Source organism: Pseudoalteromonas sp. 2CM28B (assembly GCF_023161935.1).
This window is the reverse complement of record NZ_JALNTH010000008.1, coordinates 211,828-227,056: the sequence shown is the minus strand read 5'-3', so window position 1 is coordinate 227,056 and position 15,229 is coordinate 211,828. Positions and strand designations below refer to the sequence as shown.

The following is a 15,229-nucleotide window of genomic DNA, read 5'->3' as shown; positions in this document are numbered from 1 at the left end:
CTGTATGTTTACGAAACGCTTTTACTTTCATGAGAACTGACTCCTAAATAGGTGTCTACTTTTATGGAGTCAGATCAAACCGCAATAGTATGAGAACTTGCGCCCCAAAATAATGTTTCTACGTAATATACGTCTATGTATTCAATTACTTTTGCCTCGGCGCTTACTAGCTTTTCAGCCATAAAACTTAAATAACGCTGGGCTTGCTCCACATAGCCAAGAGCAAAAGCGTTTGTTGTGGCTTTAGAAAACGCCTCCATTTTAAACGTGGTTTCATCTTCATCATATATACTCAGCAACGCTTTAACTTCAGGGAATTGAGCAGTAATTTCGTGCAATAAGTTATAAATTACAACTTCAGTTTTCATCAATTGAACTCCGCGCTTAAAAGCCCAAAGCATTTTAAGTCGTGAAATTGCCCTTTCCAAAAACCACTTTGTCGCCTTGTGCCTTCCTCACAAAAGCCGAGCTTTACTAAAAGCGCCTCTGATGCGTTATTTCCTGGTACTGTGTCGGCTTGAATTCGATTTAAAGCACCGCAACTTAGCAATCCATCAAAGGCAGCTTTTATAATCATATGAATAGCCTCAAAAGCATAGCCTGTACCCCAATACTGGCTATTAAGGTCGTAACCAATAAATGCGTGCTTCATTGGTACTGACCAACTATTAAAACCGCAAGTACCTATTAACTCATCAGTATTTTTTAAACGGATAGCCCAGCGGATCCCTTCTCCATTTTTATACCGAATATTGAAAAATTCGATTAACTTATCGGCCTGAGAAACTTGAGTAAAGGGTGCCAGATCATAGTATTTAGTAACACCTTGGTCTGAAAAAAGAGCAAAAATAGCGTCTCTATCCTCATAATTTATAGGGGTTAACGCTAACCTTTGTGAACTGAGTAAGGGAAAAACCATTAACCTTCCTTTTAATGTATAAAACAGTAGAGATAAATCGAATTAATCTAGCTCTAATTGGGCTTTTTCTACGCTGTCGTTTGGTAACTCTTTTTGAACCGATACACCTAGCTCTTTAAATTCTGAAGCTTGTTTAATTAAGTTACCTTTACCACGGTAAAGCTGTGAAAAGGCTTTATCGTAGCTTTCTTTTGCACGGTCTAGTTGTTTGCCAACACCTTCCATACTCGTTAAAAAGCCATTGAGTTTGTTGTAAAAGCGCTCTGCACGATTCGCCAGCTCTTTAGAGTATTTGGTTTGCTCTTCGAAGCGCCACAGCTGTTTAACAATATTAAGGCTTGTAAGCAGAGTAGTTGGTGTAGCAACTAAAATGTTTTTTTCGATAGCTTGTTGGTAAATATCGCTTTGATATTTAAGCGCCTCTACAAATGCAGATTCTATAGGCACAAACATGATAACTACTTCAGGCGAATTTATACCAGGGAGACGATCGTACGATTTACTGGCAAGCTCGTTAATACGCGCGGTAACAGCATTTACATGCTCTTTAATTGCTTGGCTAGCCTCTAGCTCGTTTTCGGCATTAACGTAGCGGGTATAAGCATTTAGCGATGTCTTAGCGTCAATCACTAAGTGGCGGCCCTGAGGTAAATACACCACTACGTCGGGGCGCAGTCGACCGTCTTCGGTATTAAACGATACTTCGCGTTTGTAGTCGGTACCCGCACGCAGGCCTGCGCTGTCGAGTACGTTTTCGAGCATTAGTTCGCCCCAATTACCTTGGGTCTTTTTTTGCCCTTGTAAGGCATTACTAAGTTTATCGGCTTGCTCGGTAATAGCTTGGCTTTTAGCTTGCAAGTGCAGTAGCTCAGTTTTAAGGGCTGCACGTTGTTTTAAGTCTTCAACGTGAATCGATTCCATTTTATCTCTAAAGCCTTTTAGCTCCCCTTGAACTGGCTTTAATAGTTGCTCAATGCTTTCTTGATTTAGGGTTTTAAAGCTTTGCGATTTTTCTTCTAAAATTTTATTAGCTAGGTTTTCAAACTCTTTTTTAAGCACATTTTTGCTTTGCTCTATTTGTGCAAGCTGCTCGGTAAAGTTTTGCTGCTTTTGCTCAAGCGTAGTTCGCATATTATTAAGCTCAATATCGCGCTGGTTATATTGCTCTCGCAAGGCACTAAGTTCGCCTTCGGCTTTACGCCAAAAATGATTGTATTGAACACTTTGTTTTTCTTGCTCGCTAAAGCGAGTTTTAAAATGCTGCGCTTCATCGCGTTGCTCTTGATGTGATTGCTCGAGCAGCTCGTGCTCATCAAATAAGGCCGTGTATTGCAGCTGTTTATTGTCGTACTGGTTTTGTAATAACGATAACTGTTGCTGTTGCTCGCTAATGTGTTGTTTTAATTTATTACGAGAAGGGAGCGACACTAGGCCATATAGTACGAGCCCTGTTGCAAGCCCTGCGCTGGCACTTAACCAATCAATATGCGTTAATAGCTGAGTAAACATAAAATAAACTTATAAAATTTAGAGACATGCCATCATAACGAATAAAGGTAGTGGGGGGTAGGGGCGTAACATTTACTAAAGGCATAAAAAAAGCCAGCTAAAAGGGCTGGCTCAATCATTACTAAATTTAGTAACCAATCAGGGAAATCAACATGAAGCTTGTGATAACTGCAATTAATCAACAAGCGTAATAGTAGACGCCACTCATTAAATTAAGTTCACATAAAAATATAAATAATTATAAAAACTAAAATGTGGGCATAAAAAAAGCCAGCTAAAAAAGGAGCTGGCTCAATCATTACTAAAATTAGTAATTAAACGGGGTAAATCAACATGAAGCTTGTGTTAACTGCAATTAATCAACAAGCATAATAGTAGACGCTGCACACAAAATTAAGTTCACATAAAAATATAAATAATTTAAAAACTAAAATGTGGGCATAAAAAAAGCCAGCTTAAAAGGAGCTGGCTCAATCATTACTAAATTTAGTAACCAATCAGGGAAATCAACATGAAGCTTGTGATAACTGCAATTATTCAACAAGCATAATAGTAGACGCGTGTTTTTAAATTTAGTTCAAACTATTTATAAAAAATGCAATTTAAGGTGTTAATTACAGGCATAAAAAAAGCCAGCTAAAAGGGCTGGCTCAATCATTACTAAATTTAGTAACCAATCAGGGGAAATCAACATGAAGCTTGTGATAACTGCAATTATTCAACAAGCAATATAATAGACGCCGTTTGGTTAAATTAGTTCACATGCTAAGTAAAAAAATTAGCTTTTTATAAGCGATAACATTTGCTGCTCATCAAACGAAGTAAAGCTCATTGATTTATCGGTAAATAATGCATCAACTAGCGCTTGCTTATCTTGCTGCATTTTAAATACCTTTTGCTCAATAGAATTGCTCATAATTAATTTATAAACAAACACTGGATTTGTTTGGCCAATACGATAAGCACGATCGGTGGCTTGTTTTTCAACAGCAGGGTTCCACCATGGATCAAAGTGAATAACGGTATCGGCTTGAGTTAAGTTAAGCCCAGTACCGCCTGCTTTTAAACTGATTAAAAACACCGAGGTTTTGCCACTGGTAAATTCGTCAATAACTTTGTCGCGATGACGCGTTTGCCCAGTTAGCATACTAAATTTGATATTTATATCGTTTAAACGCTCTGCAATTAAATCGAGCGCAGAGGTAAATTGACTAAAAATAATCACTTTACGACCAAGGCTTAGCATTAACGGTAAATGCGTAGTTAGCCATTCTAATTTTGCTGAACCTGCTTGTGTTTCTGGCTCAATTAATTTTGGATGACAACAAATTTGCCTTAGCTTTAGTAGCGCTTCTAAAAATGCGAGCTTACTTTTTTGTGCGCCTTGCTCAGCAAATAAGTCGATGAGCTTTTCTTCTAAGGCGCGCGTAATACCTTGATACATATCTTTTTGTTTAGGTTCAAACTCAAACTCTTTTAACAGCTCTGTTTTTTGTGGCAGCTCTTGAGCTACCTGCGCTTTTGTGCGGCGTAATATAAACGGCATAATAAGCGCTTTCAGTTGCTCAGCTCGCTCTGAATCGGCTTCGCGCTCAATAGGTGTTTGAAAGTGCTGTTTAAAGTGGGCTTGCGAGCCAAGTAATGAAGGCATTGCAAAGTCGAGTAACGACTTAAGCTCAAACAAATTATTTTCGATAGGCGTACCGCTTAAACATAACTTAAAGTCGGCATTTAAACGCTTAGCTAAGCGCGAGACTTGTGCAGTATCGTTTTTAATATATTGCGCTTCATCTAAAATAATATTTTCAAAATAAAGTGGCGAGTAATAAGCAATATCACGCTTTAATAATGGGTAAGTAGTTAAAATACACTGCGCTTGCGCTAAATGTTGTAAAGGCTCATTACGTTGCGAGCCAAAAATAGTGGTTACTTTAAGACTTTTAGCAAATTTGGTTATTTCGTTTTGCCAATTACTTACCAAACTTGTAGGGCACACTATAAGAGTAGGCCCCGCTTGCGGGCGATTAAAACTGCTGGCTAAAAAGGCAATAACTTGTAGCGTTTTGCCAAGCCCCATGTCATCAGCAAGTATGCCACCTAATTGGTGGCGCTTTAAAAAGCTAAGCCAATCAACGCCTTGTTGCTGGTATTCACGTAGTGTTACCGACTCATTTAAACCGTGTAAGGGCACCACTGGCATTACCTGCTCGGTGTTGTTTAATTCATCAAGATAACGCTCAAGAGAGTCATCATGAAGGTCTATAGTGACAGCGGTATGCTTTACCAGCTCAGGTAAATAAGAAAGCGGGATATTAAATTCATCGCGTGTTTTTACAAATTCAAAGCGTTGTTTAAATTCGGTCAGTAAATTAATGGCGGCTTTACTAATAACACCAAATTGACGCCCAACAGGGTAGTAATAAAACAGCTCACTTTGACGATTTAACGATTGATACGTGGCATCATCGGTATTAAAAAGTACAGCGGCTTTGGCATCGCTTAATTGCACTTTACAATGCATTTGGTGACCTGCAGCACGGTTTACATCGAGTGTAACGTGCCCTTGGGGGTCGGCTACATTTACTTTAGTTTGAGTTACCTGCCAGCCACGCTTTTTAAAGCCAGGGAATACTTCGTAAACAAGCCAATGTAAATGTATAGGTGATTGTTTATTAAATATAAACTCACTTTGTAAACCCCCTTTACAAAACTCAAAACCTAAATTTACTAACTCATTTGTTACTGTGTTTTCAAATGCACTATTTATTAAACTCGCTGGTGCTGCTCCCGCTAAATAATTTTTATTTTTATATTTAAATAATAGCGAAACTTTAAGCCCTTGCTCATCCATAGTGGCTTTTAAAACAGCATTACCAAGTTGCTTAACATTGACTTGTTCGTTATTCGGATGCGGAATAACACCGGCGCCAAAATTGTCGGCAAGTTGTTTATAAATGCGATCAAAATTAGCATCGTGCAGTGCGGGAATTGATTGTAAATGTGCTATTTCGTCGGCGCTAAGCTGTGTTCTGATCCGGCCTACTTTAAAGTGATCGAGGTCTAAATAAGCGGGCGGCGTGGTTTTTATCAATGCCCAATTTTTACTGTGTTCAAGCTCAATAATTAATTGCGATAACTCGTTTTGTTGCTGCCAATTAAAGTTAAGCGATTGCCCAGTTTGCGCTTTAATAGCAACACGAGAGCGTTGTAAAAATAAACGGTCGGTGGCAATTAATTGCTGTAAAGCGCTAAAGCCCCATTGACCTTTTAGCTCTAAATTACCCACTGCATTTTGCGAGCGAATCCAACTAAAGAGTCTAAAGTCACTTTCGAGCAAATCGTTTGGCGTTACAAAGCTATTTAATTGTTGCTCAGTTAAATTGCGCCCAAGCGTGTAATTATTATTTTTGTCGTAATTGGCAATTTTTGGCGTTAAAAATACTTTATTGTTTTCAATGTCTAATACAAATAAAAGAACTTGCGAAGGAGCTTTAGCATCAACACTTTTAAGTGCTGTCAGTTCACTAAACCAATCGTTAATAAAGTAGTCTTCTCCGTATTCACCTGAGTGCTCTATTTTAAGTTTAAATAATACAGCGGCTAAGTGCCTACATTTGGTTTTAGCATTACAGGTACAATGCGTATCAACAGAGTAACCAGTAGGTACTTTATTGATCTCAATGCGTTGGTTAAATGCTGATCCGGTGTCGCCGTGTACCGTTGAATCAATAACAGCAAAATCACTGCTGTGCTCTAACCAACTAATTTGGCCGTTTTTATAATACTCTTTGCCTTTATCGAGCACGTTTGGCCTAAACAGCTTTTTTATAAAGCGCTCAGAAAGAGGGAACAAGGTTGCCTGCTCATTTTTTATTTCTTCAAAAATAGCCAGTAAATCATTTTTTGATAAGTTAGCAGACATGTCACTCTAAGTATTAAATTTTTAAAATAATTCTGCCAGTATATTCTTTAACTGCGCACAGCAAAAGCAATATTAACGTTATATAAACTGGTTGGAGCTGCTAGGTTAGTAAAAAATCGGTTTATACGTACTTTATGACACTTTATCTGCCAATATGAGAATAGGTAAACAGCAAACACACATGTTACAAACAATTTATTAACAATGCCGGGGCTTTACAGATCAGTTTTTTACTAACAAATTAAGATCCAGCATCAAATAGTCGTAAAAACTAAATTCAGTTGGTAAAAATGTGATCTTTAGAGCAAAAATGAGGGATTTATAGGTTATAAATAGCAAAAAAGATCAGGATTTTACTAAGTAAAAAGCCCATTAGATCAGAATTTAACTAACCTAACAGGCTTTTAAGATCACTATTTTACTAAGTAATAAGGGGCTAATTAAACGCGCTTAACAGCTTAGTAAGTTGTTCTAAGCGTTTGTCAGTCAATACTTTATTATCTATTTTAATAGATACGTCACCACTTTTTAAATTACGTTGTACGTTTATAAAGTTGTTTTCAAATACAGCTTCACGTTTAGCAACCACGCTAGGCTCGGTAGTTAAACGTTTAGTAATTGCCATAGCGCGTTTGTCGTCGCTTGTAATGGCGTTAATCTCATCGTCTGTATGTAATTCGCTAACTAGGGCGTTAAACGCCTGCTCGTCGCGCTCCTTTGCACTAACAAGCTTTTTAGCGACTTCTCTGCCTACGTGATTAGCCGTTGGGTAAAGTGAAATAACATCAGCGGGGATTTGCTCGTACGCTTTAATGGCATCTGCAATTGCGGTGTGCGATACACCTTCAATAGCGGCAATTTCGCGATAAGAGCCTTTTTTACCTTGCTCAATAAGATCGTTTTTAGTTTGTTGATAAGCTTGCCCTAGCTCCCAAAGGCTTGGGGCTATGTACTGATCTGAAGATACAGCTAAAATTTTAGCGTCTTGATCGGTAAAATCAGGAGAGCTTAAAACTAAATAATCGGCATTACCTAAAATACATGCCTTTCGACGGCGTGAACCGGCAAGTACTAAGTTAGTATTTCCCTGATCCCAAAGTAAAGCAGGGTGTTGATTTCGTCCATCTTCACTGATTGCAGGTAAAATATCAGAAACTGACTTTTCGTTTAATAGCGCTTGTACACGGCGGTTTTTACCGTAAACCGTGGTGCTAGATTCAATATCTGCATGAGCAATAACTTTACACACTAAGGTTATTTCGCGTGTAGGGTCGCTTGGCGCAGGCATTCTTATTACATCACCAGCGCTTGCTTGCTCAAGTAATGCATCGAGGCTGCTATTGCCTACGGCAGTTGCAAATGGATCTAAGCGGGTGTCGTTTTTACGTTTTGTAGCCATTTTTATGTAACATCCTTACTTAGTGTTGTTAAGTGATGATTGGGTTGACTCCCAATTAGAACGAATAAGCATTTCTAATTCGTCCACAACATCTTTAATATTTTCTTGCGCGCGTAATAAAGACTCGCGACTTGCTAAACTATCCGATGCTTTTTGATCAAATATGGTATTAAAAGACGATGAACTAGCCGTAATTGCCGAGCTGTGATTAATTGGGTAGCTCATTACTTGGCGGCCAAACGCACTACGTACATCTTTAACAATATCGCGCTGTGAATGATTACCCTTAACGTAATTGGTCACTAAAAACTGCATAAAGTCCCAACCTTCATGACCAAGTGCCGCTACTGTGTGGTAAATCTCACCTAAACGCTTTAAATATTTATTGTTAGCATCAAAATCTACAGCTTCAGGGTGAACCGGAATAAGCATCGCCGTAGAGGCCATTAAAGCATTATAAAACATAAAGTTAAGTGTAGGAGCTGTGTCGATTAAAATAATATCGAATTCGTCTTTAACCGGCTCAATAACCTTTTCTAAAAGCTTATGATAATGACGTGTTTGTTCGTAATTAGAGGTGTCTTTTAAAAGTGTTGCAGTCTCGTGTTCAAAGTAAAAGTCATCCATACCTGAGGGTAAAACACGAATATTTGGAATATGCGTAGTCACAAAAGCACTAGAAACAAACTCTGGCCAGGTTTCGCCTTCGTCTAAATCAATACAATCACGCATTAAGTCGCCTACCGTAACAGGGTCGTGATCGTTAGAAGGGAAAAAGCTAGAAGACGAACCTTGAGGATCTAAATCAATAATACCAATACGATAACGTTTGATATTAGTCGTCGCCAACGCTGCAGCAATATTAACCATACTGGTTGTTTTACCACAACCACCTTTAAGTGAATTAATAACAATAACTTGGAGTTTATCGTTAGTAGTGCGGTGATCTGGCTGAATATCCATGATATCGGCCATCGCAAAAATATTAACTAACGTGTACGCATAGTGCCCATTTGCACCACGCTTAATATTTAAATCATCAAAGTCACCATTGTCATGACGACGTTTTAAGGTACGATTATTACACCCTAATAAATCTGCTGCCGCTTTTTGGGTGTAAGTTCTTAATTCTTTTTCTTCTGATTTAAGATGAGCGCGATAGTGTTGTATGCGTCCTTTTAAAGATTTTTCAGCAACTTCGGCTGTTGCTTTTAAAAGCCGGTAAGTACTTAGCGCGTTATTATTGATAGACATACTTTCTTCCTCAAAGTTAGGCAGTTAGTATAATGTCCATTCAAATAGCTGTAAACAACTATTTAAGGCGACATGCATTTTAATAACAAGACATTTAAAAATATTTTTACACCTTTAAGATTGCTTAGTATAAATAAAGAAGTTTAAAGGTGGTTAAATATATAAGGTAATAAAGGTTAAGGGTGTATAATAGCTATATAACTATATGATATTTATAAATAATGTTAAAAAAAGCAGATCACCATTATACTTGGTTAAGATCAGATCTTTATCTACATGCAGATCAGCTTTTTACTAAGCCTTATTTAATTATTAGAGTTATGCACAACTTACTCAATAAGTTATGTACAAAATGACTGTGTGAGATCAGTTTTTTACTAAGTAAATTATAAAGTTATACACTTAAGCTTACGAAGAACAGGGCGTTTAATTGGTATAGATCTGATCTGTAGTAAGTACAGATCAGATCTATGCTAACTCGAAGTGCTGTTATCCACAGCAGGTATTTATTTTACTAACGTTTGTCGTGTAAAAAGTTTAAAAATAGCGCTTTTAATGGACAAAAAATAAATTGAGTTAGTAAAAATTTAGCTTGAGAGGCTTATCTTAGTAAAATAGTGATCTGAAATTAAGCTTATCACTCACTACTTAGTATAATAATGATCCGTTACGTTTATTTATACTCGGATCAGTTTTATACTAACTTAAACATTTAACTTTTGTTGCTTAATGTGTTGTTATTAGCTGTCGCAATAAAAAATGGAAATCAGAACAATGAGCCGAAAGGTCAACATCTCGGTAGATAACTTGCCCGATACACTTAGGGGCCAAATACACGGGGTGGAAAGTGCAATAGATAACGAAAGTTTAGCACTATTTACAGATAACAAAGATGTGCGAATTTCTATCGAAAATGCCGCTCATGGGTTACGTGCTTATTCAAACACGTTTAACCACTATGATTTATGGGGGCGTTTTGTACGTTCTGGGCATAAAAAATTGCCATTGGAAGAAGCACCTAAAAAAACAATTATTACGCGTAAAATATCCGAAAAAGTAGATGGTATTTTATATGACGGCGAAATAAAAATTACACCGGCCGTTGTAAGCACGCGTAAAGATGGCGAAGACGTAGAATATTTAGTGTGGCCATCGGATAGAGAAGAAAAAGTTGAGCGCGCGTTAATTCGACTTGCATCGAAAGGTAAAATCGTAAAAATCAATTTTAAGTCCGGTATTCAATATGCCGTGGTTTTTTCGATGAACGAATTAGCCCAAGAACTTAAAGCGGTTGGCCAATCAATGCCATACCCACAAATTAAAGAATCATTGGAAGCACTTCAAGGTTCTAAACTTTCATTTAAATACTCGGCTACTGATACTAAAAATACAGATATTGATGACTCTTTTTATGAGTCAAACATGAACTTTTTATCATCTCTTCACTTTAGTGGTAAAAAAGGCCAAGGCGGCAACGTTAAATGTGTTGCATGTTTAAATGCATTTGTTCATAACATGATTGATAACCTTGAATACAAAGGGTATTACTTTAACAGTGCGCAAGAGCTAAAACGTGGTTTATCGCGTTGGATGATGCTGCGTTTATACCACCTTTGGCGTTATGCCGCACCTGGTAAAACGTATCATTTTAGATTGCTATCTATTATGGAAAAATACGGCTCTATTTATTCAACCGACGATATCACAGAAAACAAATTAAAAGCATTACGCCGTGATATGACCACAACAATGAAAGATTTGATTGAAAAAGGGGCTATTTCAGAATACAGCATTACTAATGTAAAAGATGATAAAACCGGTAATATTATTGATTACACCTATGAAATGCATCCTTCTGATCAGTTTTGTGATGAGATACTCACGCTCAATAAGCACAATAAGCGTATTGAGATTCAAGGTGGTAAACGAATTGTTGAAAACGCAGTTTTAATTGATGAAGATAAAATAGAAGAAATAGTCGAAAAATAACAACGGTTAAAATACTAGACTACTTACCAAAAAGGCCACACTGTGTGGCCTTTTTAACATAATTATTTATCTACTTGTTCTAAATAAAGTCTATCCACTAAAAAGTCATACTCTTTTTTTCTCGGGTGAGACTCTGGTTTTTGATAATCTGGCAAAGTACCTAACTTAACATCGGGCTGTGGGTTAATTAAAATAAACGGCAATGCAGCACTTACGTGATACCTATTTTCTGCGGTGTACCTAACATTAACTTGGGGACTTACTCGGGTAGGGCGGCGAATTCTTAACTTTTCTTTTTCACCTAAACTAGCTACTCGCATTTGCTCTTGTGCAACGAGGGACTGCCATTTTTGTTGGTCGATCATTCTTGGATTTCTATAACCGGCGGATTTGTCGAGCATTTCAAGTGCCATTTTTTTAGTTAGAGTTTTAGTGGCATGCTTATGCATCCAAGTAAATCGCACTGAAAAAGGGGACTCACTTTGAAAATGAATTTTTCGATAGGCTGCAAGAGTGATTAAATTTGGAACCGCGTTATGAACAGCTTCAAATCGAGCATCGTTATTATCGATAGCCAAAACACACTCCTTAAAAGCAGCCTTAGCTTTATTAACTTGTTGTATTCGGCTAGTTAATGCTGCGACATCTGCATTTTTTAGAACCAAAAGCCCAGGATGACGCTTGAGTACTCTACTACTTAAACTTTCTTTTTTATAAATATCAGTAAACGAATTTAAAATTGCCCTATGAGCAATTTCGCCGGTTAATTTTTTTACAGGAATTGACTCGGGAATAATATTTTCATCAACACTATTTATATCTGGTAGCTGATAATATTCAGCCTTTGAATATTCACAGACACGTAATTCATCAATCAATAACGATATTAATTCATTCATTAAATCAAACTGACTTCTTATTTGTACTTTAGAAACCATAACCACCCTGAGAACACATCTTACTTATGTAATTATTAAGTTTAACCTTTTACTTTGTCTTTTTAAAGTTTATTTACTTTACAAAAGCTAAGATTACATTCAATTGAAATTAAGTATGATGTGTTCTTTAAATCTGTTTGCTTATGTTTGTGAAATTCGGTGCGTGAATATTTGCATATAACAGAAAGAATTAGTGAGCCCAGGCGTGATCAATACACTTATGAGTATTTAAACTATATGGGAAAAATTGTTGTAGCACAGGTAATTACCAGGGCGATGTATACTTTTATATATTATCGCTCTGTGTAAAATAGTTATTGAGCCTTTAGTTTAAGGCCAGCAATCAATTTTTTGGTTCGACACTTTAGATAGTGTTGGGCACTCATTGTATAATTGCTTATAAGTGATACTTGTAATACACCGCTTGGCTCCTGTGATGGGGATGGCTGCTCTGTGAAAATGAACTCTATACAACTTAATATTTAAAGTAGTCGTTCATACAGACTGTTTTTAGTAGCCCTAATTAGAATACTGGCATCGCCTAATAACCTGATCACAGCTGTACAGAATAAAGTGGACTTATTGCTATAGCCTTGCACAACCCCCGAGCCACATAACACACACTCAAAATAAATTCTAGTCAATTGGTTGATTTAATTAAATTACCACTGTAAAGCTAAGATTACATTTAACTCACTTTAAGTATGATGTGTTCCTGTCGAAACTGTTAACTTTAAGGCTTTGAATTCAATTTGGTTTGGGATGGTTAAAAAAACGCCTTCATATATTTAACTTATTGTATTTAAATAAAAATAGTAAAATTAAAACACGCTTAAAACTAAGCCTGAGCAGCCTTAAAATCACAAATAACCTTATATATATTTAACTCATAACAAATTAGTTGGTAAATAGTGAATATAGTCCTTGAACTTAGGGCCATGCATACGTTAATTTCTTTATATCAGGTAAAGTAGGAATGAGGAAAGAACATGCAATCGTGGAACCCAAATAGCTGGAGAGAACTGCCAATACTGCAGCAGCCACAGTACCCAGATCAAGAAGAACTGAAAACAGTAGAAAGCCAGTTAAAGAGTGCTCCGCCACTTGTTTTTGCAGAAGAAACAAGAAGCCTCTTTAAACAATTAGAAGATGTATGTGAAGGTCGTGCATTCTTACTTCAAGGTGGCGACTGTGCCGAATCATTTAGCGACTTTAATGCCGCTAATATTCGCGATACATTTAAAACCATTTTACAAATGGCTGTTGTTTTAACATACGGCGGTAAATGCCCAGTTGTTAAAATTGCACGTATGGCAGGCCAATATGCTAAACCACGCTCTGCAGATTTAGAAACTATTGACGGTGTATCTTTACCATCTTACCGTGGTGATATTGTAAATAGCTTTGAGTTTACAGAAGAAGCGCGTATTCCCGATCCACAACGTTTAATGAAGGCATACCACAACAGTGCAGCTACATTAAACTTACTTCGTGCATTTGCACAAGGTGGCTTAGCAGATTTACATCAAGTGAATCGCTGGAATATGGGCTTTGTAGCCGCTAATCCGCAAAAAGAGCGATTCCAACAGCTTGCTGACAAAATTCAAGACGCTCTTGAATTTATGGAAGTATGTGGCATTAATTCTACTATTGCGCCAAGCCTTAAAGAAACCGACTTATACACGTCTCACGAAGCGTTATTGCTAGGCTATGAAGAAGCACTAACTCGTCGCGATCACCTATCAGGTGACTGGTACGACTGTTCTGCGCACTTTGTGTGGATTGGTGAGCGTACGCGTCAATTAGACCATGCACACATTGAGTTTTTCAAAGGTATTAAAAACCCTATTGGTGTTAAAGTTGGCCCAGGAATGGACCCAGATGACCTAATTCGTTTAATTGATGCTGTAAACCCAGATAACATTCCGGGTCGTTTAACGCTAATTACACGTATGGGCGCCGACGTACTGCCAGAAAAACTTCCAGCACTTGTAAGACGCGTTCAGCAAGAAGGCCGTAAAGTTATTTGGAGCTCGGATCCAATGCACGGTAACACTGAAAAAGCGACATCAGGCTATAAAACGCGTAGCTTCGATAATATCATGCGCGAAATTAGCCAGTTTTTTGCTGTACATAAAGCTGAAGGTTCATACGCAGGTGGTATCCACTTAGAAATGACTGGCCAGCACGTTACAGAGTGTACCGGTGGTGCATACGGTTTATCTGATGATGACCTAGCGCAACGTTACAAAACACAATGTGACCCGCGTCTAAATGCAGACCAAGTATTAGAAGTAGGCTTTTTAGTAGCTGATTTATTAAAAGACGCTCGTAAGTAATAAATATAAACTAAAGCCGCATATAGCGGCTTTTTTTAACAAATCAGTAAATTAGTTGGTTAGTACTTACGTCGCTCAAGGTTACTGTCTATTAGGATTTTTGCAGATATTTCTTCTACAGAATGATGGGTAGAATTAAAGTATGCAATTTTATGTCGCTTATAAAGCATTTCAACTTCACGCACTTCAATTCGGCATTGTCTTATTGATGCGTATTTAGAATTTGCCATACGACGATGCCTAATTGCAGCCAAACGCTCAGGGTCAATAGTTAACCCAAATAACTTATGTTTGTAAGGGAGTAAACATTTAGGTAGTCCCTCACTCTCTAAGTCGTCTTCAGTTATTGGGTAATTTGCAGCCTTTATGCCGTACTGTAGGGCTAAGTACAAGCTTGTTGGTGTTTTACCGCTTCTGCTAACACCTACTAAAATAATATCGGCTTCAGAAAAGTTTTTAATATTTCCGCCATCATCATTCATAAGGGCATAGTTAACCGCATCTATTCTAAAGTCATAACTTTTTTCATGAATAGAGTGGGTACGATGCATTTTTGGCACTGGCGCAACATTAAGCTCTTTTTCTATTTTTTCACTGTAAGTAGACAAAAAATCATACGCGATTGCATCGGCCGATTTAATAATTTCACTTAAGTTGTGATTTACGAAGGTAAAGAATACAAATGGCTTCTCACCTTCTTTTGCAGCAGTTGCGTTTATTAACGCTTTAATTTCATTTGCTTTTTCTTCTGTTTCTACAAAAGGAATAGTTTTATGATTAAATTCAACCGGAAATAACGACAAAGTCGCGTGACCAAACACTTCGGAGGTAATAGCAGTGCCGTCTGATATATAAAAAGCAGTTCTCATAGTTAACCTTTTTATTACGTTTAATCCCTAAAATGGCTTACTCACGGTTTACGTGAGGTCTAATGCCAGTGTAGAATGAAGGTGACCTTTA

At 37.4% G+C, this 15,229-nt stretch carries 10 protein-coding genes; 2 read left to right on the top strand and 8 right to left on the bottom strand.

What is annotated here, in order from left to right; genetic code table 11:
- Nucleotides 1-74: 74 nt before the first annotated feature.
- From MTN96_RS13810 to MTN96_RS13785, 6 genes are all read right to left on the bottom strand, one after another.
- Nucleotides 75-368: a hypothetical protein gene (locus MTN96_RS13810; RefSeq protein WP_248531952.1), complete on the bottom strand. Its 294-nt coding sequence runs from the start codon at nucleotides 366-368 to the stop codon at nucleotides 75-77.
- On the bottom strand, nucleotides 368-919 hold the full coding sequence (locus MTN96_RS13805; protein ID WP_248531951.1) for a GNAT family N-acetyltransferase: 552 nt from the start codon (nucleotides 917-919) through the stop codon (nucleotides 368-370). The genes MTN96_RS13810 and MTN96_RS13805 overlap by 1 nt, the downstream gene beginning before the upstream one ends.
- Nucleotides 920-961: 42 nt before the next feature.
- The gene (gene rmuC, locus MTN96_RS13800) at nucleotides 962-2,428 is read right to left on the bottom strand and encodes a DNA recombination protein RmuC (RefSeq protein ID WP_055254232.1); all 1,467 of its coding nucleotides are present in this window, start codon (nucleotides 2,426-2,428) and stop codon (nucleotides 962-964) included.
- A gap of 778 nt (nucleotides 2,429-3,206) precedes the next feature.
- A complete protein-coding gene (locus MTN96_RS13795; protein WP_248531950.1) occupies nucleotides 3,207-6,350 on the bottom strand; it encodes a DEAD/DEAH box helicase in 3,144 nt (1,047 codons plus the stop codon).
- 436 nt (nucleotides 6,351-6,786) lie between these two features.
- Nucleotides 6,787-7,749, bottom strand: a complete 963-nt coding sequence (locus MTN96_RS13790; protein WP_004586300.1) for a hypothetical protein — start codon at nucleotides 7,747-7,749, stop codon at nucleotides 6,787-6,789.
- A 15-nt stretch (nucleotides 7,750-7,764) separates the two neighbouring features.
- Nucleotides 7,765-9,003: an AAA family ATPase gene (locus MTN96_RS13785; RefSeq protein WP_054981985.1), complete on the bottom strand. Its 1,239-nt coding sequence runs from the start codon at nucleotides 9,001-9,003 to the stop codon at nucleotides 7,765-7,767.
- A gap of 774 nt (nucleotides 9,004-9,777) precedes the next feature.
- Between MTN96_RS13785 and MTN96_RS13780 the strand changes: the two genes are divergently transcribed.
- Nucleotides 9,778-10,992 (top strand): hypothetical protein, encoded by a 1,215-nt coding sequence (locus MTN96_RS13780; RefSeq protein WP_004586302.1) that lies wholly within the window; start codon nucleotides 9,778-9,780, stop codon nucleotides 10,990-10,992.
- A gap of 62 nt (nucleotides 10,993-11,054) precedes the next feature.
- Here MTN96_RS13780 and MTN96_RS13775 read toward each other — a convergent pair whose 3' ends face one another.
- A complete protein-coding gene (locus tag MTN96_RS13775; RefSeq protein ID WP_248531949.1) occupies nucleotides 11,055-11,930 on the bottom strand; it encodes a DNA replication terminus site-binding protein in 876 nt (291 codons plus the stop codon).
- A 989-nt stretch (nucleotides 11,931-12,919) separates the two neighbouring features.
- Here MTN96_RS13775 and MTN96_RS13770 point away from each other — a divergent pair.
- Complete coding sequence (locus MTN96_RS13770; RefSeq protein ID WP_024032363.1) at nucleotides 12,920-14,269, top strand: class II 3-deoxy-7-phosphoheptulonate synthase; 1,350 nt, start codon at nucleotides 12,920-12,922, stop codon at nucleotides 14,267-14,269.
- Between the two features lie 59 nt (nucleotides 14,270-14,328).
- Here the strand turns inward: MTN96_RS13770 and MTN96_RS13765 are convergent, their stop codons facing one another.
- The gene (locus MTN96_RS13765; RefSeq protein ID WP_004586305.1) at nucleotides 14,329-15,138 is read right to left on the bottom strand and encodes a pyruvate, water dikinase regulatory protein; all 810 of its coding nucleotides are present in this window, start codon (nucleotides 15,136-15,138) and stop codon (nucleotides 14,329-14,331) included.
- Between the last annotated feature and the right edge of the window lie 91 nt (nucleotides 15,139-15,229).